This is a genomic window from Methylobacterium sp. J-077, assembly GCF_022829365.1.
GTDB lineage: Bacteria > Pseudomonadota > Alphaproteobacteria > Rhizobiales > Beijerinckiaceae > Methylobacterium.
Window position 1 is genome coordinate 1 of the sequence record NZ_JAKSYJ010000034.1, and the last position, 20,295, is coordinate 20,295.

Here is a 20,295-nt window from a genome sequence, read left to right on the forward strand (position 1 = left end):
CGGCATCGAGTACGCCCTCCCCACCGAGTCGTTCCTGAACTTCTTCCGCTCCTCGGCAGTGACGCTCAAGGTCGAAGGCCTGTACGTCAACCTCGACCGCAACAACCGCAACCAGGGCGCCCTGGTGGTCAACGCCGCCAACCTCGTCCCGGCCTATTACAGCCCGATCGGCCGCCGCGCCGACGAGTTCGCCGTCGTCCGCGCCGGCCTGAACTACAAGTTCGGCTCGTACTAAGAACCGCTCACAAGCCGCCCTCCGCGCCGTCGTGTGCGGAGGACGTCGCCCGGCGATCGGGCGTGCTGTGCGGTGCTTCCAGACTCAGCCGATACCGCTTGACCTAAGCATCCCCAGCCCGATCAGACTGGCCGCTTAGTCGAGGAGCGTCCCGGGACAACCTCCCGGGACGTCTTTGTATGAGCCGGCCTATATGTGAGCCGCGTGTTCCAGATCGGCCTCCGGCGGGCCGGACTGTCCGCCGGCGCGTATTGACAGGGCTTGCCGCCCTTGTCGGACTCGGTGACCCGGTGCTTGATCGTGTCCCACAGTTTCGGATCGGTCTTCCGGGCCGTTCCCGACATCGCTGCGCCTTGCGACCGTAGATTTGGCCGTCAACACAAGAACGCTGACGCGGTGTTCCTGCGCGCATCCGGCCCGCTGCGGCCGAACATCGGACACCCCGCGCCGGCACTCTGACGGGCTCCCGGTCATGGCGGCCGGATACCGAAGGCGTCTCGCGCGGTTGCCTCCGAAAGGAGTTCCGCATGCCCGACCGACCGACGGCCAACACGCAAGACCTCGCCGAGACCGAATACGACGCCCAGCGCCGGGCGCGGGCAGCCGCCGGGCAACACCCCGCCCCTCCGGCCGCCGGCACCACACCGGCTTCCTCGGAGGAGAACCCGAAGGCCGACTCGCCCGACGCGCAGGGACCCCAGCATGGCTGACGCGCCGACCGACACGCAGGCTCGGCGGATGCCCTGGGGCAAGCCGGAAAGCGGCGGCCTAGCCAACGCGCCGCTGGACACGGCCACCGGCACGGTCAAGGCCCAGGACGGGCCGATGGATCGAGCCGGCACCGAGGCGGAGGAGGCGGCTCGGAGCGGCACCAGCCCCGGGGCCGAGCGCGGCTAGCCGGACGGCCCGTGACCATGACCCGATCCCGCGGGCGGCGGATCGATTTGTTTCTGGGCGGTAATAGCTAAGGTCACCGGCTATTCAGGCCGCAGGACCAATCTCCCGGCACCTCGCGCCGGGCCGATCCGGCGCGGGTTTGCACAGAGGGTCTGACCATGATGCACGTGAAGATGCTCGCGGTAGCCGCAGCCGTCGCCGGCGGTCTCGGCCTGGCCTCCGCCAGCGCCGCGCCCCTTGCCCCGCTGGCCGCCGACACCATCACCGGCACCGCGCCGATCACCACGATCGCTTACGGGTGCGGTCCCGGCTTCGCCCCCGGGCCCTACGGCCGCTGCCGCCCGATCTACCGCCGGCCGCGCTTCTACGGCCCCCGCTGCTTCTTCCGCCCGACGCCGTTCGGCCCGCGGCGGGTCTGTCGCTACTGAAGCCACCGCATGCCGGGGCCTTCCGCCCCGGCCACACCGAGAGCCGTCGCGACCGCGCCGCGATCGGAGACGGCTCTCGGTCGCCGACGTGATGCGTGCGCTGCCGTCGAATTGGTGCCCGCTTCGGCGGCGCGCACTCGATTCCCACCGGCACCGAACCCGGGACCGCTTCACCGGTTGGACGTGAGGTCAGGAATTCGCGATGGCCCGGGATCAGAGCGGCAGCGCCCACCCCTCTCCGAAGGACCGGAAGGCGAGCGATCGCGCCGGTCGGAAGCGCCTCGGCGCGAACGGTTATCCGCGATCGGCGTTCGACCCGGAGGCTCGGGATGCGGCCGACCGCTCGACGGCGACCCGGAATCCCGATCCCGCCCCGATCGAACCCTCCGCCGACGAGGCGTAGGACGCCGGCGGAAGCCCGGTTCCGACCCGCGCGCCCGACACCTCGCCTCGGGCTTCCGGTGCGGCGTGCCGGGCAGGCGTCGGCCCGGACCTTGGGCCCCCGTCGATGCTTGGCGCGTTTCTTCCATTGGGTGCCGGACGACCTTGACGGAGGCTAGTCCCAACGCCGCATCGACAACCCGGGCGGCCGTCGGGCCGATGGCACGGCGTTGGCTTTCGGGGAAGAGGCGCTGCGGGCCGTGACGGGGCCATGCGGCCGGGACAGGCAGACCGATGTTTCTCAGCGTGTTCGACGTGTTCAAGCCGGGAATCGGCCCCTCCTCGTCCCACACGATGGGTCCGATGACGGCCGCCGCCGATTTTTTGGATCTCCTGCGCAGGCATGACGCGCGCACCGCAGCGGCGGCCCTCCGGGTGAGCCTGCACGGCTCGCTGGCCTTCACCGGCCGGGGACATGCCACCGACCGGGCGGTGGCGCTCGGCCTCCTCGGCTTCCGGCCGGCCGACATCGCCATGGACGACGCCGAGCGCGCGCTCGAGGCGTTGCGGGCCGAGAAGCGTCTCGCGCCGGCGGAACTACCTGTCCTCGCCTTCGATCCCGCGACCGCGATCGTGTTCGATTACGGGCCGCCGCTGCCCGGGCACGCGAATGGGCTGGTGATCACCGCCCTCGATGCGGCCGACGCGCCGATCCTGTCCGAGACCTATTATTCGATCGGCGGCGGCTTCGTCGTCACCGCGGCCCAGCGCGCGGCCGACCTGCCGCCGCCCAGCGCGGCCGCGGACCTGCGGCTGTGGCCCTATCCGTTCGAGACCTCGGCGGCGATGCTGCGCATGGCCCGCGAGAGCGGCCTGTCGGTGGCCGCGATGAAGCGCGCCAACGAGGTCGTCGGCCGCGCCGAGGCGGAGGTCGATGCGGGCCTCGCCCGGATCTGGCGGGCCATGAACGCCTGCGTCGAGCGCGGCCTGTCCCGGGAGGGCGAATTGCCCGGCGGCCTGCGGGTCAAGCGCCGGGCCAAGCGCATCCGCGACCAGCTCGACCGCGAGCACGGCTCCAACACCGCCCAGCCGCACATCATGACCGACTGGCTCAGCGTCTACGCCATGGCGGTCAACGAGGAGAACGCCGCCGGCGGCAAAGTCGTGACCGCTCCGACCAACGGCGCCGCCGGGGTCGTTCCGGCGGTGATCCGGTACTACGTCGATCATTGCATCGGCGCCGATCCGGGGCGGATCCCGGAATTCCTGCTGACGGCCGCGGCGATCGGCGGCCTGATCAAGCACAACGCCTCGATCTCCGGGGCCGAGGCCGGCTGCCAGGGGGAGGTCGGCTCGGCCAGCGCCATGGCGGCGGCGGGTCTCTGCGCCGTGCTCGGCGGGACGCCCGCCCAGGTCGAGAACGCCGCCGAGATCGCCCTGGAGCATCACCTCGGCATGACCTGCGATCCCGTCGCCGGCCTGGTGCAGGTGCCCTGCATCGAGCGCAACGGGATCGGCGCCACCAAGGCGGTGGCGGCGGCCTCGCTGGCTCTGCGCGGCGACGGCTCGCATTTCATGCCGCTGGACAATTGCATCGCGGCGATGCGGCAGACCGGCGAGGAGATGAGCGCCAAGTACAAGGAGACGAGCCTGGCCGGGCTCGCGGTCAACCTGCCGGAGTGCTGACGCGGGATCGCGTCAGGCGAAGCGGGCCGTCACCCCGCGCTCAGGACTTGAGATCGGCCGTGACGCGGGCGGCAGCGCGGCCCGTGCCGTCGGGACCTTCGACCATGGCGCGGAGGTCGGCCTCGGCGAGGGGCTGCCCGTCCGGCCCGGTGATGGTGATGCTGTCATGGCCCGCGGCCCGGAAGTCGGCGAGCTTCTTGAGCGCCCATTCCGGCGTGGGACAATTGTACGTCGCGGTCCCGTGCGGCTTCCTGGCGCGCACGACGAAGGGCGGGGCGGCGGTCATTCGAGTTCGATGCCCGCGGCGCCCAGGATGACGCGCTGCTTCAGGATGGCGATGCGGTGGGTCCGGATCGTGTGCTCGATCTGCGTGACGCCCGGATCCCCGGTGGCGTGCAGGAGGGCCAGCGCGTCGGACAGCGCCGCGATCGCGAACTCGTCCAACAGGATGTTGAACGCGAGCCGTTCCCGCAGGGTCGCACAGGAGCAGTCAGGCTGGTGTTTCCGCTGCGGCATGTTGGACAACGAGCGGGGCCGCCGTTGGTTCTCCGACCGCCGATCGCGCTCCGATCGGCCACGCGCGCCACGCTGCCCGCCCGTCGTGGGCGGACAGGTGTGCCGGCCGAGCCCGCCACGGGGCGAGCCGCCGGCGTCGCGGCCGATTCGGCGCGCCTCGGATCAGGGATCGTGAGGCGCTGCCGCCGGGCTCATGCGTCAGCGACGGCCGCCGTCGGCACCCGGCTTCATGGCGCGCTCGATCGCCTCCATGGCGCTTTCGAACGCCTTCGCCTCGCTGCGGTGCGGACGGTCGGATCGCTCGATCAGCTTGCCGCTCCGGCGGATGGCCCATTGGAAATGGCCCTCCGGCTTGGCGATGGGGGAGACCTCGATGGAGTAGGGGTGTGGTACGTCTGACATAAGTGCCCTATGCCAGCCTTGCCGCGCGGATGCCAGTCACCTGCGGGCATTCCGCGGTGCAATCTGTCATGGGCTGGGGGTAGCGCACCGATACGGCACCGCTGCCCGGGCATCCGGACAGGCGCGTCCCGCCGGTCGTCGACCCGGCCGCGGGCACTAGAGCATCGTCCCGAAAGGTGTCATCCGACTTTCGGGAAAGACAACGGGAATCAAAAAGCTAACGCATCGTGCCGGCTCCGATATCCGGTCCGACGCACCAGGGACCCTTTCAGCAGGGGCGGGCCTCCAGACGCCCTCCTGTGCTACACCCCCTCGAAACCACGCCGGCAAACCGGCATCGAACACGTTCTTAAGGAGAGTTGCAGTGGCGCGTCCGGATCTCGGTACAAAGCGGATCTGCCCGACGACGGGGAAGAAATTCTACGACCTCAACAAGGATCCCGTCGTCTCCCCCTACTCGGGCGAAGTCGTCCCCACCGCCGTCGCGACCTCGTTCGGTCGGGCGGCCCCTCCGGTCGTGGCCCGCAAGGAGGCGCCGGTCGAAGAGGAGGACGAGGCCGAGGGTCCCGAGCTCGTCTCGCTCGACGAGGTCGAGGCCGAAGAGGCCGACAAGGACACCGATACCGAGGGCGACGACGCCCTGGACATCGAGGATGACGGCGAGACGGTCGAGGACGATACGCTCGTGGTCGACGAGGACGACGACAACACCGCCGATCTCGTGGAAGTCAACGACGACGACGACGAGTAGGGCTGACGGCCTGCGCCGCTCCGAGAGGGGCAGGCGCGGTCGAGCGCGAGGGGGCGCTGAGGCGCGTCATCGGGCCGTGGGACGTGCCATGAGCAGGGCCGATCGCACGGCCATGCGGCGCGACGGCTCGTCGGCCTCGACATCGACCATCGTGGCGGGTGCGAAGGCATGCGCAGCGACGGCCGCGGCCAGGTCGAGGACGTGATCCGGCCCGAGCGCGTGGGTCTGCGTGGTCGGTTCGGCGAGGTACATGTCGACCGCGCAGCCGACCTCCTCGATCGCGATGCGTTCGTCGGATACGAGGTCCCAGAGGGTGGCGTTCTCGGGCATCCGCAAGATTCTCCACCGCGGGCGACGGGCCGCAACACCGTAACGTCCCGGGCCGGCCTTCCGCCGGGTCCCGTGCGCGTCGACCCATCACAGGATCAGCGATGACGTCCGCAGCTGCGGCTACCTGCGCTTGACGGCCCCGCAAGGCGCAGGCGCCCTCGTCCCCGGCCGATCCTGCGGATCGTGCACGGCCTGTTGCAAGGTTCTGGAGATCAAGGCGCTCGACAAGCCGGCGGGGATCCTGTGCCGGCACAACACCGGCCGGGCCTGCGGGATCTATCGGGAGCGCCCCGAGGCCTGCGCCCAGTGGCACTGCCTCTGGCGCCGGATCGCGGCCTTGCCGGACGCGCTGAGGCCCGACCGATCGGGCGTGGTTTTCGGGCTGGAACGCCGCCCGCCCGGTGCAGGCGCGCCCGAAGGGGCCTGTATCGTCGGCCGCGCCCTGGATAGCGAGCAGGCTTTCGATCGCTGGGAGGCGGTCGAGGCCTTCGCCATGTTCGTCCGGGAGGGCTCGCTGCCGGTCTGGAAGGCGTATGAGTGCAACGCGACCTTGATGAACCCGCGCCCATAGATCCCGGGCGCCGCGGGGCATGTCGAGCGTCGCGAGCCCCCCGCGGCCCGATCGATCACGGGCCAGCGGGAGGTCGTCGAGTCCACCGGCGCGAGCCGATACGCAACCTGGCTCGCGAGACCGATGGTAGGCGGCTCCGGTTAGCCAAAGCGCAAGCCTGCGCCCACGCTCCGGTCCCGGATCGGGAAAGCTCAGTCGGCCTTCAGGTTGGCCGCGCTCTCCTTGCCGCTGCGCCGATCGGCCTCGACGTCGTAGGAGATCTTCTGCCCCTCAATCAGGTTGCGCATCCCTGCGCGCTCGACCGCCGAGATGTGGACGAACACGTCCTTGCCGCCATCATCGGGCTGGATGAAGCCGTAGCCCTTGGTCTCGTTGAACCACTTCACGGTACCGGTAGCCATAGAGTTGTCCTAGTCGTCTCCGGCTCGCCAAAGCGACGTGCCGCAGGGGCCGAACGAGCCGCCTTGGCCGACTGTTCCCAAAGTTCCGCGCGCGGACAACGGCTGTGTCATCCGAATCCGCACTTTACGACCCCCGCCGGGGCAATCGGCCGCTGCGCGAGGTGCGGGACAGGCCGTGCTGCGTCTTGTTCCAGCGCACCGGGGCATGGACCAGCTCGGCCAGGGCCAGCCAGGCGGCCAGGCTGACGAGCAGGAAGTAGAGCGGCATCCAGGGGGCCGACTGCGCAAGGTCGCCCCAGCCGCGGCGGGCGCAGCCGATCAGGGCCGGCAGGACCATGGCGGCGAATCCCACGCCGAACAGGGTGATGGCGAACCCCGCGGCGAGGTTGTCCGGGAAGGACGGGGCGGCCGGGACCTCCAGGATCAGGAAATTCCAGGCCGCACAGGCGAGACAGACGGGATAGGCCAGGGCCGAGGCCACCGTGCCGGGCACCAGCGCCGCCGCGCACAGCGCCTCCAGGCCGCCGAGGCGGGCGGCATTGGCCAGCGGATGGCGGCCATGGGCGAGGCTGGTCTGCATCAGGCCCTTCAGCCAGCGGGTGCGCTGGGCCAGCCAGGGGCCGAGCCGGGCCGGCGCCTCCTCGATCGTGGCGCTCGGCAGGTCGCCGACCCCGTAGCCCGCGAGCGCCAGCCGCATCCCGAGATCGGCATCCTCCGTGACGTTCCACGCATCCCAGCCGTGGAGCGCCCGCAGCACCCGGGTGCGCAGGTGCATCGAGGTACCGCCCAGCGGGATCGGCAGATCGAGGCGCGCGAGCGCCGGGTTCAGCACATCGAACAGGCCCGCGTATTCGAGCGCGAAGGCCCGGGCCAGGCGGGAATCGCCGGCATTGTCGATCACGAGGCGGCCCTGCAGGCAGGCGGTGCGTTCGGGCAGCCGCGCGAACAGCGACGCGGCCAGCCGCGGCTGGCCGGGATCGGGCACGTCCTCGGCGTCGTAGACCGTGAGCAGGGCGCCGCGGGCGAGGGGGAGGGCGGCGTTGAGCGCCCGCGGCTTGGTGCGAGGCGCCCCCGGCGGCACCGTGATCACCTCGAACCGGGCGGGCAGGGCGATCCGCGCCAGGGCCGCCGCGGTCTCGGGGTCGTCCGCCTCGATCAGGAGCTTGATGTCGAGCTTGGCCGCCGGATAATCGAGGGCCATGAGCCCCCGGATCAGGCGGGGCACCACCGCGGCCTCACGATGGAGGGCGACCAGCACCGTGTAGACCGGCAGCTCGGCGTCGGTGAGCAGGTCGACGGCATCGGCCGCCACGGGCGCGGCGATGATCAAAGCGGCCAGCCGGAACGTCGTCATCGCCAGGAACAGGCCCTGCCCCGCCAGGGTCACGGCACGGGCAAGCGGCGGTGGCAGCAGCGCGAACAGGCACAGCGCCGCGATCGACGCGAGGACGAGGAGCAGCAGCCACCGGCTCGCGGGCTCGCGCGGCACGGCCCGCTCGGGCATGTGGCGTCGCAGATCCTGCGCGGCGTGATCCGCCACCGCCCCGGGGATCGCCGCGAACACCGCCTCGCGCAGATGCGTCGGGCTGGTGATCGCCGGCATCACGGCACGGTGCGGCCCATCGAGGAGGTCGGCGATCAACCGGCCGCGGGGCGCAAGCACGCAGGGCGCGACCGATCCGGGCGCCAGCGGCGCGAGGCCGGCGACCAGGCTGTCGGGAAAGCGCAGGCCGAGGCCGAACGCGTTCGGCCCGTCGAGGTAGGGGGCGCCGAGTTTTCGGGCGAGGGCACGGTAATACGCCGTCTCGTCCAGCAGCCCGGCATTCAGAAGCGCGGTCGCCGCGTCGGTTCCGGCAGCGGCGGCAGCCCGGGCGGCCCGAATCAGCAGGCGAACGTCCACCCCCTCGGCGAGCAGGAAGGCGATCTCCGGGGGCAGGGAGATCTCGTGGGCGATGTCGGCCGTGGGCAGGTGCTGCACCGACATGTCGGCGCTCCCCCGGTGGCCCCAGGACGTGGTAGAGGAGGGGTGTGAGCCAGACCCTGTTCCCGCCCTCCGAAAGGAGCATTGCTGCTTTCCCATCGTCAAGAGCGGGCGGGCGACGGGCTCGATCGTCCCTCGGGATGGCCGTGCTCGCCACGATCCTATGGGCCGGATCTGGGCCCGCCAGCGCCGCACCGCAGACCGTGACGCAAGCCCCGACGCCTGCCGTGACGGTCCCGGATTTCTGTAATCCGCGCAGCCGCGGCGAACGGGTCGAGGCGCCCCAGACCGGCCGGGCGGTCCGATTCCTGACCGACGACGAGTTCCCGCCGCTGCACTTCGCCGGCCCGGACGGCAATCCCACCGGCTTCGCGGTCGAGCTCGCCCGCGCCGTCTGCGAGAAGCTGACGATCACCTGCACGGTGCAGGCGCGCCGCTTCGATACCCTGCTGGACGCCCTGGACGGCCGACAGGGCGACGTGATCGCGGCTGCGATCCCGCTGACCGCAACGTTGCGCGAGAAGTTTCTCGCGACGCGGCCGTATTTCCGCTGGCCGGCGCGCTTCGCCGCCCGCACCGACAAGGGCCTGCCGGTCCCCTCGGCCTCGACGCTCGCCGGCCGCAGCGTCGGGGTGATGGGCGGCAGCGCGCACGCCGCCTACCTCAAGGCCTTCTTCCCGAAGGCCGTCGCAAAGGAATTCCTCGACCTCGCGGCCGCCGAGGGCGCGCTCAAGCGCGGCGAGGTCGACTACCTGTTCGCCGACGGCCTCAACCTCGCCCTCTATGTCGGCGGCCAGGAGGCGGAGAATTGCTGCGCCCTGATCGGCGGCGATTACCTGGAGAACCGCTATTTCGGCGAGGGTATCGGGCTGATCACCCGCCAGGAGGACGCGGCCCTGTCCCGGGCGCTGGACGACGCGCTGCAGCGGGTCTGGGACGACGGGAAATACACCGAGCTGTACCTGCGGTTCTTCCCGGTGAGCCCGTTCTGAGGGGCTTTCTTGCCGACAGGGAATCGGGGATCCTGCACCGCGCTGGGTCTCCCCGACAGGATGGAGTCATGACGGATCTTCTCGACAAGGCGGTGGCCAAGGCGCGGGACCTCGCCCCGGAGATGCAGGACGCGATCGCCCGTGTGATGCTGGCCTTCGTCCATGAGGATGCGCCCCTCTACCAGTTCACCCCGGAAGAGGAGGCGGAACTCGACGAATCCGAGGCCGCAGCCGCGCGGGGTGATTTCGCGACCGAAGCGGAGGTACGCGCCATCTGGGCCAAATATGGCCTGTGAAGCTGCGCCTGACCCGACCTGCGGCATCCCAGCTCGACAAGGTGCTCGCCTATCTTAACCGCCGGAACCCGCAGGGCGCGCGCAAGGTGCAACAGCGCCTTCAGGCGGCCATGGACCTTCTGCTGCACCACCCCTTTGCGGGCTCCATCACGGCCCGGCCCGGCATCCGACGCCTCATGGCACGTCCCTACTCCTACGCGATCACGTATCAGGTCGCGGCGAACGAGATCGTCATCCTGGGTATCCATCACACCGCGCGGCGGCCGCAGCCCTGAAAGCTCCGAGCCGCCCGCACCGCCCCGGGACGCCGGATTGCACCGGCAGCCGTTCCGCTGGGGCTCGAACCGCTCTAGGGTGCGCAATTCCAGCGTTCCCTCAGTCCCGAAATCATGCAAGCCGCACCTGCCCTGATTCTCGACCCCGATCTGATCGAGGCCGCCGCCACCGCCGCCGCCTGGCCGTTCGAGGAGGCGCGCAAGCTCGTCGCGCGGCTGGAGAAATCCGGGAAGACCGAGGTGCTGTTCGAGACCGGCTACGGGCCGTCGGGGCTGCCGCATATCGGCACCTTCGGGGAGGTCGCCCGCACCTCCATGGTCCGTCACGCCTTCCGGGTGCTGACCCGGGACGCGGTGCCGACCCGGCTGCTCGCCTTCTCGGACGACATGGACGGGCTGCGCAAGGTCCCGGACAACGTGCCGAACCGCGAGATGCTGGCCGCCCATCTCGGCAAGCCGCTGTCGCGGATCCCGGACCCGTTCTCGAACGCATACCCGTCCTTCGGGGCGGCCAACAACGCTCGGCTGCGCGCCTTCCTGGACAGCTTCGGCTTCGACTACGAATTCGCCTCCGCCACCGACTACTACACGTCGGGCCGATTCGACGCGGCGCTTCTGCGCGTGCTGGAGCGCTACGATGCCGTGATGGAGATCATGCTGCCGTCGCTGCGCGCGGAACGGTCGGCCTCCTACTCGCCGTTCCTGCCGCTCCACCCGGTCACCGGCCACGTGATGCAGGTGCCGATCGACGAGGTGCGGGTCGAGACCGGCACCCTGGTCTGGCGCGATCCCGCCACCGGCGAGCGCTACGAGACCCCGGTGACCGGCGGCCACGCCAAGCTGCAATGGAAGCCCGACTGGGCGATGCGCTGGGTCGCGCTCGGGGTCGATTACGAGATGGCCGGCAAGGACCTGATCGATTCGGTCAAGCTGTCGGGCAAGATCGCCCGGGCGCTCGGCGGCGAGCCGCCGGAAGGGTTCAACTACGAGCTGTTCCTCGACGAAAAGGGCCAGAAAATCTCGAAGTCGAAGGGCAACGGGCTGACCATCGACGAGTGGCTGAAATACGGCACGCCCGAATCGCTCGCCCTGTTCATGTACAACAAGCCCCGCGAGGCCAAGCGCCTGTTCTTCGACGTGATTCCCCGGCACGTCGACGAGTATATCGGCTTCCTCGACCGCTATGCCGGCCAGGACGCGAAGCTGCGGCTGGGCAACCCGGTCTGGCACCTGCATGCCGGCAACCCGCCGGAGCCCGAGCGGGTCGAGGGCGCGAGCCTGACCTTCGCGATGCTGCTCAACCTCGCCGCGGTGGCCAACACCGAGGATCCGGCCGTGCTGTGGGGCTTCATCCGCCGCTACGCGCCGCAGACCGGGCCGCAGACCCATCCGGGCCTCGACCGGCTGGTAGTCCACGCGCTCAAGTATTTTTCGGATTTCGTGCGGCCCGCCAAGACCTACCGGGAACCGACGCCCGAGGAGCGGGCGGCCCTGGCGGATCTCTCGGAGACGCTCAAGGGCCATGCCGGCTCCACCGACCCGGAGGCCCTGCAGGCGGCGGTCTACGAGGTCGGGCGGCGCCACTTCCCCGACACGTCCGGCAAGGCCAAGAGCCCGGACGGGCGGCCCGGCGTGTCGCAGGCGTGGTTCACGAGCCTGTACAACGTGCTGTTCGGCGAGGCCCGGGGCCCGCGCTTCGGCTCCTTCGTGGCCCTCTACGGGGTTGCGGAGACCCGGGCGCTGATCGCGGCGGCCCTGTCGGGCGCCCTGGTGGCCGAGCACGCCGCGTTCACGGCCGGCACCGCCAAGGTCGCGTGAGGCCGCGATGATCATCGAGACCGTCGCGCAATTGGAGGCGATCTACGCCGCGTCCCTGGCGCCCGCTTCCGTGGCCAAGGTCACGGATACGATCACGCCGGATTACGCGGTGCTGATCGCCGCCTCGCCGTTCGCGGTGCTGGCCACATCCGGTCCCGAAGGGCTCGATTGCAGCCCCCGAGGCGACCGGCCGGGCTTCGTCCGCGTCGCCGATCCGCGCACGCTGATCCTGCCCGACCGGCGCGGCAACAACCGGATCGACTCTCTGCGCAACGTCGTGCGCGATCCGCGGGTGGCGCTGCTGTTTCTGATCCCGGGCTCGGGCACGACCTTCCGGGTGAACGGCAGGGCGGTGATCTCGGCCGATCCGGACCTCCTGGCCTCGTTCCGGGTGGACGGCCACGCACCGCGCACGGCCCTCGTGATCACGGTCGAGGAAGCGTATTTCCAATGCGCCCGGGCGATCGTCCGATCCCGGCTGTGGGAGCCGGAGGCCCGGGTCGATCCGGCGGACCTGCCGAGCCCCGGGGCGATCCTGGCCGCGCTCACCGCGGGCGATGTCGGCGGCCAGGCCTACGACGCGGAATGGCCGGAACGAGCCGCCAAGACGATGTGGTGAGGGCCGGTCGATCCGGTCGCCAAAACTACGCGAGCCCGAGGAACAGCGCGAGGGAGCGCGTCACCGCGAGCAGGGTCGCGTCATCGAGGCGGCCGATCGGCGGCCCGACCTTCTCCCGCCGCACCGACATGCTCTTGTCGATCTGGATCTGAGACGGCTTGTTCAGGCCGTTCCCCGGCGTCGGCGGCACGGTCAGCCGGATCAGCGGTGCGTCCACCAAAGTCGCCGACAGCAGGAGGACCGTCACGGTGCCGGTCTCGGCGAAGGCGTCGGACTGGATCACGAGGGCCGGACGCGGTTTCCCGAAATCGCCCGCCCTGGCGACGGTGACGAGATCGCCGCGCCGCACGTCTCGGCCGGGTCGTCGAGATCCGCGAGGGCGGCGTCGAGGAAGGCGCTCAACTCAGGGTCTGAGGCATCGGCCGCCGCCACCAGCAGCGATTGCCGCCGGCATTCCTCGGCGAAACCCGGCCGGCTCGTGTCCGGCACCCAGATCTGCACCGGCCGGAGCCCGGCCGCGCGCAGGGCGTCCCGACGCTTCCGGACTCTCTGCGCGATGGACGTGACCATCAATGCCCCATCCGTTACATGTAACAGATACAGGAAAAGAAACGTCAAGGCGAAGCGGGCAGCCCGGACAGATCGCCGAAGGTGCGCGAGGCGACGCGGCCGGGCGTGGTTTCACCCCACCAGGGCGAGGCCGGGCTGGGAAAAATCCTGCGTCTCGGTCTCGGGGATGACGTCGACCTCGACCTTGAGGCGCTGCTTGCCCGAGCCGCTGACGATGCCGTCCACCGGCGCCACGTCGCCGTAATCGCGGCCTCGCACCACCACGATGTGGTCGTCCCGCACCGGCACGCCGTTGGTCGGGTCGAGGCCGAGCCAGCCCTCGCCGCACCAGACCGCCACCCAGGCGTGGCTCGCATCCGCCCCGCGCAGGCGCGGCCGGCCCGGCGGCGGCACGGTGCGCAGGTAGCCGCTGACATAGGCCGCCGGCAGGCCCATGCCGCGCAGGCCCGCGATCATCACGTGGGCGAAGTCCTGGCAGACCCCCGCCCGCAGCGCGAAGGATTCGGCGAGCGGCGTGCGCACGTTCGTGGCCTTAGCGTCGAACCGGAAATCGGCGCCGATGCGTAGCATCAGGTCGTGGGCCGCCCCGTAGGCGCTGCGGCCGGGCGAAAAGCTCGCCCGGGCGTAGTCGGTCACCTCGGGGACGAGGGGCACCCGGCCGCTCGGGAACAGGAAATGGACCGGCGCCCGGCCGCCGAGATCGCGCGCGGCCACCACGGCGTCGCGGACCCGCTCCCAGGGATGGCCGGATTCCGGCTCCGGCGGCGCGCGGCGCTCGACCCGCACGGTGGAGAGCGCCTCGACGCTGAAGGTGGTGTGGGGCGTATCCAGGGTGATCGCCACCGCCTCGATCCCGAAATAGTCGCGCCGCATCAGCGCGGTGGTCGGGCTCGGGTCGATGGTCACGGCGCTCGCCAGCACGCTCTGGCCCTCGCCGTCCTGCGGCTTCAGCCGCAGGGAGCAGCGGGCGAAGCGCACCGGCTTGCCGTAGCGGTAGGTGGTGCGGTGGCGCAGCGTGTAGATCATCCCGGCGGCCGCGCGTTTCGACGTCTGTCGTACGCATCATAGGCCGAAAGAGTCACCGGACTTGCGGCGATCCTGACGCAGGCCCCTGAATCCGGGCCGGATTGCGCGGCGCCCCACATTAGGCCAGGCCCGTCAGCTTTTCCGGGCGCAGCGCGTTCGGCCCGGCTGGGAAGTAGCGCACCGCGATGCCGTCGGCGAGGCGTTCGAGGTCGGTCTCCAGGGCGGTGAGGCGCACGGCGTCGAAATCGGCGGCCTCGCCGCTGCGCAGCTCCGCCAGGATCCGCGAGGCGATGCGGCGGTGCGGCTCCGGGATGCCGTCGGCCGACAGGGCCGGAAGGTCGTCGAGGTGCCGGGCGATCGCCTCCGCCTGGAAGGCGATCGAGCGCGGGTTGTAGGGGTCGAGCAGCACCATGTCGCGCACGGGGTCAAGGGCCGCGCCCTGCATGTAGCGCCGGCCGTAGCTGATCTGCGAATCGCACAGCGACAGCATCACCCCGAGGCAGCCCGGGGTCGCCTCGTCGTTGGCGAAGGACAGCGCGAAGGTGCAGGTGTTGATCGCCCGCTCGACGCGACGGCCGAGCTCGACGAAGTGCCAGCCCTCCGCCCGGCTCATGTTCTCGTGGGTGAGGCCGGAGAGCGCAGCCAGCTGGCTCAGCGCCCGCTCGGCGCGGCCGGCGAGCTGCGACTCGGTGAAGGTCCGCTCGGTCTCGAGCGACAGGAGCTCGATCAGATCGGCCAGCACCCGCCAGGCCTCGCCGGAGAGGCGGGCGCGCAGCGCGGCGGCGTTGCGCCGGGCCGAGACGATGTGGGCGCGGGCCGAGCCCGAGCGCTCGCGCCCGGTGAGCGCCTCCTGGGCGAGCCGGGCGGTGGGCAGGTCGGCGGCGCCGGTGGCGCCCCATTCGTGCAGCAGAGCCCGCAGGGCGAGGGCCGCCGGGGTGTCGAGGGCCCCGGAGATGTCGGCCCCGACCGCGTCGCCGACGCTGCGCAGATGGGCCAGGACCAGCCGGATCACGGCCTCGGCGCGTTCGAGGTAGCGGCCGAGCCAGAACAGGCCGTCGGCGGCCCGGGAGGGCAGGTGGCCGCCGACCCGGCGCACCCGCGGGGCCGCGTGGGAGCCGATCAGCGGCGCCTCGACCGGGCTCTCGGACAGCACCCACAGGTCGGCCGAGCGGATGCCGAGCCGCATCTCGATCGGGTCGACATCCTCGCCCTCCGAGACCCGGCAGAAGCCGCCCGGCATCACCTGCCAGCCGGACGGCGTCCGGGTTGCGAAGACGCGCACCACGAAGGGGCGGGGCACCAGGGTGAGGCCGGTCTCGCCGCGCTCCCAGCCCGGCATGGTCGAGAGCGGCGCGGCCTCCTGGGCGACGTAGTCGAACGGCCGGTCGCGCAGGGCCGCCACGACCCGCGCCCGCTCGGCCGCCAGGGCGTGCGGGGCCAGCATCGCGTCGCGGCCCGCCCCGCGCTGGGGCGTGGCGGCCGGGCGCAGGGTCAGGCTGTCGAGATTCGCCTGAGCATGGGCCAGGCCTTCGAGGTCGCCGCACCACCAAGCCCGGGGATGCCCGAGCCGCAGGGGCTCGCCCAGCAGCCGGCGGGCGATGCCGTCGAGATAGGGGGCGAGCGCCGCGGACTCGATCAGCCCCGAGCCCGGCATGTTGGCCATCACCACGGAGCCGTTGCGCAGGGCCTCGATCACCCCGGGCACGCCCAGCCGCGAGGCCGGATTGAGCTCGAGGGGATCGAGATAGTCGGCATCGATCCGCCGCCACACGGCGTCGGCCCGCTTCAGCCCGGAGACGGTGCGGACATGCAGGGCGCCGTCCCGCATGACCAGGTCGTCGCCCTCCACCAGCATCAGGCCGAGATAGCGGGCGAGCGCGGCCTGCTCGACATAGGTGCTGCTGTAGGGGCCGGAGGTCAGCAGGCAGATGCGCGGATCGGCGCGCTCGGCCCCCAGCGCCAGCCCCTCGCGGAACGCCTGGAAGAAGGCCGGCAGGCGCTCGACATGGAGGTCCTGGAACAGGTCCGGGAAGGTCCGGGCCAGGACCATGCGGTTCTCCAGCGCCCAGCCGAGGCCCGAGGGCGCCTGCGTCCGGTCGGCCAGGACCTGCCAGCGCCCGTCCGGCCCCCGGCCGATATCGGCGGCGTAGAGCTTCAGATAGTGGCCGCCGGGAGGCGCGACCCCGTGCAGGGGGTGGAGGAACTCGGGCGTCCCGGCCACGATCGCGGCGGGCAGCAGCCCATCCGCGACCAGCCGGCCCTCGCCGTAGGCGTCGGCGAGGATCGCCTCCATCAGCCCGGCGCGCTGGACGATGCCGGCGCTGAGATCCCGCCACTCGGCGGCTTCGACCACCAGGGGCAGGCAGCCCAGCGGCCAGGGATGCTCGCGCTGGTCGCCGGAGATGCGGAAGGAGATGCCGGCATCCCGGATGTGCCGCTCCGCCGAGACGAAGCGGGCCAGGATCTCCGGCTCGGTCAGCGCGCCGAGATGGTCGAGCAGGCGCGGCCACGCCCCGCGCGGGGCGCCGTCGTCACCCAGGAACTCGTCCGGCCGGCCGGGGACGGGCCGGTAACCCGCGGTCCAGCGCGCGATGCGCTCCCCAGGGCTCTCGCGCGAACTCTCCGCCGCCTCGGCCCGGACGGCGCCGGATGCGAGCGCCGCCTCCATCACCAGGCCCCGGTCATGTCGGGGCCGGCGTGCGCAGGTCGAGGGTCAGCGGGAACTCGGCGCTCGTCTCGGCGCGGGGCATCTCGATCCGGCCCGGCGTGTGGCCCAGCGGCTCGAAGCGGGCGAGGCGACGCCCTTCCGCCTCGTAGGCGTTGACCGGGTGGGTCTCGTAGTTCCGGCCGCCCGGATGGGCGACGTGGTAGCGGCAGCCGCCGAGCGAGCGCCCGCTCCAGGCGTCGAGGATGTCGAAGGTCAGCGGCGAGTGGGCCGGAATCGTCGGGTGCAGGGAGGAGGCCGGCTGCCAAGCCTTGAAGCGCAAGCCGGCCACGGCCTCGCCGGCGCGGCCGGTGCCGGTCATGGGCAGCCGCCGGCCGTTGCAGGCGATGACGTGCCGCCCGGGCACGAAGCCCTCGACCTTGACCTGAAGCCGCTCGACCGAGCTGTCGACGAAGCGCACGGTGCCCCCGCTGGTCCCTTCCTCGCCCATCACGTGCCAGGGCTCCAGCGCCTGGCGCAGTTCCATCCGGACCCCGCCCTGCTCGACCACGCCGAAGACCGGGAAGCGGAACTGGGCCTGCGCCTCGAAGGCGACCGGATCGAAAGCGTAGCCCGCCGCCCCGAGATCCTCCAGCACCCCCAGGAAGTCGGCCCAGAGGAAATGCGGCAGCATGAAGCGATCGTGGAGTGTCGTGCCCCAGCGGACACAACCGCCGGTCTGCGGCTCGCGCCACAGCCACGCCACCAGGGCCCGCAGCAGCAATTGCTGCGCGAGGCTCATGCGGGCGTCCGGGGGCATCTCGAAGGCCCGGAACTCCAGCAGGCCGAGGCGGCCGGTGGGACCGTCCGGCGAGTACAGCTTGTCGATGCAGATCTCGGCCCGGTGGGTGTTGCCGGTGACGTCCACCAGGATGTTGCGGAACACCCGGTCGACCAGCCAGCGCGGGATGTTGGGCGCGTCGGCGGCCGGGATCTGGGCGAGCGCGATCTCCAATTCGTAGAGCCCGTCATGGCGGGCCTCGTCCATGCGCGGGGCCTGGCTGGTCGGGCCGATATAGAGGCCGGAGAACAGGTATGAGAGCGCCGGGTGGCGCTGCCAGTAGAGCACCAGGCTCTTGAGCAGGTCGGGCCGGCGCAGGAACGGCGAATCGTCCGGGGTGACGCCACCCATGACCACGTGGTTGCCGCCGCCGGTGCCGGTATGGCGCCCGTCGACCATGAACTTCTCCGCGCCGAGCCGGGTCTGCCGGGCCTCGGCGTAGAGGTCGGTGGTGATCGCCACCGCCTCGCGCCAGGAGGCGGCCGGGTGGACGTTGACCTCGATCACCCCGGGATCGGGGGTGACCTTGATCAGGCCGATGCGCGCATCGTAGGGCGGCTCGTAGCCCTCGATGTGGATCGGCAGCTTCAGTTCAGCGGCGGCGGCCTCGAGATGGGCGGCGAGTTCGAGATACTCGTCGGCGCGCTGGGTCGGGGGCATGAACACCCGCACGATCCCGTCCCGGGGCTCGATGGCGAGCGCGGTCCGCACCGCGACGCCGGTGACGCCGGCGCCGTTGACGACGGTCTCGGCCATCGGGTCGTCGGGGAGGGGGCCGCGGGCCTCCAGCGGGTCCTGCGGCTGGTAATAGGGATAGTGCTCCGGCGGCACGTAGGGCAGGGACGACAGGGGCAGCCGGAAGCCCAGGGGCGAATCGCCCGGCACCAGGAAGGCCTGGCCCCGGCGGAGCTCCCACTTCTCCGAGATCCAGACCCGGTCGGCGTCACCGTCCTTGCCGGTGGGCAGGCTCGCCAGGGGCAGGACGTAGCCCGCCGGCTCCCCGAGCCCGCGGGCGTAGACGCGCCGGATCCGGGCGTCGAACTCCACCGAGCCGGACTTGGCGGCGGCCGGCGTGACGTTGACCGGCAGCTCCGCGGCCTTCTTCTCCCAGAGCTCGCCGTCCTCGAAAGCCGGGAAGACGTAGTCGGACAGGCCGAGCCGGCGGGCCAGGGTCTCGGCCAGCGCCTTGGCCTGGGCGATGGTGGCGGTCCCCTCGGCCCCCTCGCCCGCTTCCGGGGCGATCAGCGCCGAATCCGTCCAGATCGGCTTGCCGTCCTTGCGCCAGTAGAGCGCGAAGGCCCAGCGCGGCAGGCTCTCGCCGGGATACCACTTGCCCTGGCCGTAATGCAGCAGCCCGCCCGGACCGAAGCGGTCGCGCAGGCGCCGGATCAGGGTATCGGCCAGCCGCCGCTTGGTCGGGCCGACCGCGGCGATGTTCCATTCCGGCGCCTCGAAATCGTCCACCGACACGAAGGTCGGCTCGCCGCCCATGGTCAGCCGGACGTCCTGGGCCACGAGGTCGGCATCGATCCGCTCGCCGAGCGCGTCCATGGCCGACCAGACCGCCTCGGAATAGGGCTTGGTGATCCGGGGCGTCTCGGCGACCCGGGTGATGCTCATCGCGAAGCCGAACTCGGTCTTGGCCGGCTCGGCGACGCCCGAGATCGGCGCGGCCGAGCGGTAATGCGGGGTCGCGGCGAGCGGGATGTGGCCCTCGCCGGTGAGCAGGCCGGAGGTCGCGTCCATGCCGATCCAGCCGGCACCGGGCAGATAGACCTCGGCCCAGGCATGCAGGTCGGTGAAGTCCGCCGATGCGCCGGCCGGGCCGTCGACCGCGGTGGTGTCGGGCACGAGCTGGATGAGGTAGCCGGAGACGAAGCGGGCGGCGAGCCCGATCCGGCGCAGCACCTGCACGAGCAGCCAGGCCGAATCCCGGCAGGAGCCGCTCTTGAGCCGCAGCGTCTCGGCCGGCGTCTGGACCCCCGGCTCCAGGCGCACGCCGTAGGCGATCTCGCGGGCGATCAGGCCGTTGAGCGCCACCAGGAACAGGACCGTGCTCTGCTCCTCGGGAAGCCGGGCGAGCAGCGCCTCGATCTCCGGCCCGTCCGCGTCCACGGGGGCCAGGTAGGGCGCCAGCTCCTCCGAGAGGTCGGGCTCGTACGCGAAATTCCGGCCTTGCGCGTAATCCTCCACGAAGAAGTCGAACGGGTTGATCACCGCCATCTCGGCGGTGAGGTCGACCTCGATCTTCAGCTCGTCGGTCTTCTCCGGGAAGACCAGGCGGGCGAGCCAGTTGCCGCTCGGATCCTGCTGCCAGTTGAGGAAGTGGTTGGCGGGCGTCACCGTCAGCGCGTAGGCCGGCACCTTGGTGCGCGCGTGCGGGGCCGGGCGCAGGCGCACCACCTGGGGACCGAGGCTGATCGGCCTGTCGTAGCGGTAATGCGTGACATGGTGCAGGGCGGCTTTGATCGACACGATGGCTCCGTCTGAAGATCGAATGCGGTCTCGTAGCCGATACTGGGCGCTACAACGGGTCGATCGTCCCGGGCCCCAGCATGGTTATGTGCCAAGGATGGGGCCACAAGCAATTTCCGTGCGGCGACCACGGCTTCCGTGGTTCGCCGCCGACCTTGGC

22 protein-coding genes and 2 pseudogenes are annotated in these 20,295 nt (G+C 71.3%); 13 read left to right on the forward strand and 11 right to left on the reverse strand.

The window, feature by feature from the left end; genetic code table 11:
- The 6 genes and pseudogenes from MKL11_RS01380 to MKL11_RS01405 all read left to right on the forward strand — a co-directional run.
- A pseudogene (locus MKL11_RS01380) lies at positions 1-235 on the forward strand (porin family protein); the annotation flags it as partial.
- A gap of 527 nt (positions 236-762) precedes the next feature.
- On the forward strand, positions 763-945 hold the full coding sequence (locus MKL11_RS01385; RefSeq protein ID WP_243939589.1) for a hypothetical protein: 183 nt from the start codon (positions 763-765) through the stop codon (positions 943-945).
- On the forward strand, positions 938-1,132 hold the full coding sequence (locus tag MKL11_RS01390; RefSeq protein WP_243939590.1) for a hypothetical protein: 195 nt from the start codon (positions 938-940) through the stop codon (positions 1,130-1,132). The genes MKL11_RS01385 and MKL11_RS01390 overlap by 8 nt, the downstream gene beginning before the upstream one ends.
- 158 nt (positions 1,133-1,290) lie before the next feature.
- On the forward strand, positions 1,291-1,560 hold the full coding sequence (locus MKL11_RS01395) for a GCG_CRPN prefix-to-repeats domain-containing protein (protein WP_243939591.1): 270 nt from the start codon (positions 1,291-1,293) through the stop codon (positions 1,558-1,560).
- Between the two features lie 202 nt (positions 1,561-1,762).
- Positions 1,763-1,963, forward strand: coding sequence for a hypothetical protein (locus MKL11_RS01400; protein ID WP_243939592.1), 201 nt, complete (start codon positions 1,763-1,765; stop codon positions 1,961-1,963).
- A gap of 272 nt (positions 1,964-2,235) precedes the next feature.
- On the forward strand, positions 2,236-3,627 hold the full coding sequence (locus tag MKL11_RS01405) for an L-serine ammonia-lyase (protein WP_243939593.1): 1,392 nt from the start codon (positions 2,236-2,238) through the stop codon (positions 3,625-3,627).
- A gap of 40 nt (positions 3,628-3,667) precedes the next feature.
- Here MKL11_RS01405 and MKL11_RS01410 read toward each other — a convergent pair whose 3' ends face one another.
- The 3 genes from MKL11_RS01410 to MKL11_RS01420 form a co-directional block, all read right to left on the reverse strand.
- Entirely contained in the window at positions 3,668-3,913 is a 246-nt protein-coding gene (locus tag MKL11_RS01410; RefSeq protein WP_243939594.1) for a hypothetical protein, read from the reverse strand.
- A complete protein-coding gene (locus MKL11_RS01415; protein WP_243939595.1) occupies positions 3,910-4,143 on the reverse strand; it encodes a hypothetical protein in 234 nt (77 codons plus the stop codon). Before MKL11_RS01415 ends, MKL11_RS01410 begins: the two co-directional genes overlap by 4 nt.
- Before the next feature lie 198 nt (positions 4,144-4,341).
- Positions 4,342-4,545, reverse strand: a complete 204-nt coding sequence (locus tag MKL11_RS01420) for a hypothetical protein (protein WP_058192874.1) — start codon at positions 4,543-4,545, stop codon at positions 4,342-4,344.
- Between the two features lie 364 nt (positions 4,546-4,909).
- Here MKL11_RS01420 and MKL11_RS01425 point away from each other — a divergent pair, with 364 nt between their 5' ends.
- Positions 4,910-5,296, forward strand: coding sequence for a TIGR02300 family protein (locus MKL11_RS01425; RefSeq protein ID WP_243939596.1), 387 nt, complete (start codon positions 4,910-4,912; stop codon positions 5,294-5,296).
- A 66-nt stretch (positions 5,297-5,362) separates the two neighbouring features.
- On the opposite strand, the gene MKL11_RS01430 is transcribed toward MKL11_RS01425, so the two are convergent.
- The gene (locus tag MKL11_RS01430; RefSeq protein ID WP_243939597.1) at positions 5,363-5,626 is read right to left on the reverse strand and encodes a hypothetical protein; all 264 of its coding nucleotides are present in this window, start codon (positions 5,624-5,626) and stop codon (positions 5,363-5,365) included.
- Positions 5,627-5,756: 130 nt separating this feature from the next.
- Between MKL11_RS01430 and MKL11_RS01435 the strand changes: the two genes are divergently transcribed.
- Entirely contained in the window at positions 5,757-6,197 is a 441-nt protein-coding gene (locus MKL11_RS01435) for a hypothetical protein (RefSeq protein WP_243939599.1), read from the forward strand.
- A gap of 191 nt (positions 6,198-6,388) precedes the next feature.
- Here the strand turns inward: MKL11_RS01435 and MKL11_RS01440 are convergent, their stop codons facing one another.
- Together MKL11_RS01440 and MKL11_RS01445 are read right to left on the reverse strand one after the other, a co-directional pair.
- On the reverse strand, positions 6,389-6,598 hold the full coding sequence (locus tag MKL11_RS01440) for a cold-shock protein (RefSeq protein WP_007563113.1): 210 nt from the start codon (positions 6,596-6,598) through the stop codon (positions 6,389-6,391).
- Positions 6,599-6,722: 124 nt separating this feature from the next.
- Positions 6,723-8,582, reverse strand: coding sequence for a glycosyltransferase family 2 protein (locus MKL11_RS01445; RefSeq protein ID WP_243939602.1), 1,860 nt, complete (start codon positions 8,580-8,582; stop codon positions 6,723-6,725).
- A 137-nt stretch (positions 8,583-8,719) separates the two neighbouring features.
- Between MKL11_RS01445 and MKL11_RS01450 the strand changes: the two genes are divergently transcribed.
- From MKL11_RS01450 to MKL11_RS01470, 5 genes are all read left to right on the forward strand, one after another.
- Complete coding sequence (locus MKL11_RS01450; RefSeq protein ID WP_243939604.1) at positions 8,720-9,571, forward strand: transporter substrate-binding domain-containing protein; 852 nt, start codon at positions 8,720-8,722, stop codon at positions 9,569-9,571.
- 68 nt (positions 9,572-9,639) lie between these two features.
- The gene (locus tag MKL11_RS01455) at positions 9,640-9,867 is read left to right on the forward strand and encodes a hypothetical protein (RefSeq protein ID WP_243939606.1); all 228 of its coding nucleotides are present in this window, start codon (positions 9,640-9,642) and stop codon (positions 9,865-9,867) included.
- Positions 9,864-10,142 carry a type II toxin-antitoxin system RelE/ParE family toxin gene (locus MKL11_RS01460; protein ID WP_243939608.1) on the forward strand — a complete coding sequence of 93 codons (279 nt, stop codon included), beginning with the start codon at positions 9,864-9,866 and terminating at the stop codon, positions 10,140-10,142. Before MKL11_RS01455 ends, MKL11_RS01460 begins: the two co-directional genes overlap by 4 nt.
- A gap of 114 nt (positions 10,143-10,256) precedes the next feature.
- On the forward strand, positions 10,257-11,960 hold the full coding sequence (locus MKL11_RS01465) for a lysine--tRNA ligase (RefSeq protein WP_243939610.1): 1,704 nt from the start codon (positions 10,257-10,259) through the stop codon (positions 11,958-11,960).
- Between the two features lie 7 nt (positions 11,961-11,967).
- The gene (locus MKL11_RS01470) at positions 11,968-12,579 is read left to right on the forward strand and encodes a pyridoxamine 5'-phosphate oxidase family protein (RefSeq protein WP_243939612.1); all 612 of its coding nucleotides are present in this window, start codon (positions 11,968-11,970) and stop codon (positions 12,577-12,579) included.
- A 25-nt stretch (positions 12,580-12,604) separates the two neighbouring features.
- Here MKL11_RS01470 and MKL11_RS01475 read toward each other — a convergent pair whose 3' ends face one another.
- The 5 genes and pseudogenes from MKL11_RS01475 to MKL11_RS01495 all read right to left on the reverse strand — a co-directional run bounded on the left by MKL11_RS01475 (position 12,605) and on the right by MKL11_RS01495 (position 20,135).
- On the reverse strand, positions 12,605-12,928 hold the full coding sequence (locus MKL11_RS01475) for a type II toxin-antitoxin system PemK/MazF family toxin (RefSeq protein ID WP_243939614.1): 324 nt from the start codon (positions 12,926-12,928) through the stop codon (positions 12,605-12,607).
- Positions 12,929-12,930: 2 nt separating this feature from the next.
- Positions 12,931-13,149, reverse strand: a pseudogene (locus MKL11_RS01480) (antitoxin MazE family protein); the annotation flags it as partial.
- A 111-nt stretch (positions 13,150-13,260) separates the two neighbouring features.
- Positions 13,261-14,175, reverse strand: a complete 915-nt coding sequence (locus tag MKL11_RS01485) for a transglutaminase family protein (protein ID WP_243939616.1) — start codon at positions 14,173-14,175, stop codon at positions 13,261-13,263.
- A gap of 118 nt (positions 14,176-14,293) precedes the next feature.
- A complete protein-coding gene (locus tag MKL11_RS01490; protein ID WP_243939647.1) occupies positions 14,294-16,843 on the reverse strand; it encodes a circularly permuted type 2 ATP-grasp protein in 2,550 nt (849 codons plus the stop codon).
- A 13-nt stretch (positions 16,844-16,856) separates the two neighbouring features.
- On the reverse strand, positions 16,857-20,135 hold the full coding sequence (locus MKL11_RS01495) for a DUF2126 domain-containing protein (RefSeq protein ID WP_243939618.1): 3,279 nt from the start codon (positions 20,133-20,135) through the stop codon (positions 16,857-16,859).
- Between the last annotated feature and the right edge of the window lie 160 nt (positions 20,136-20,295).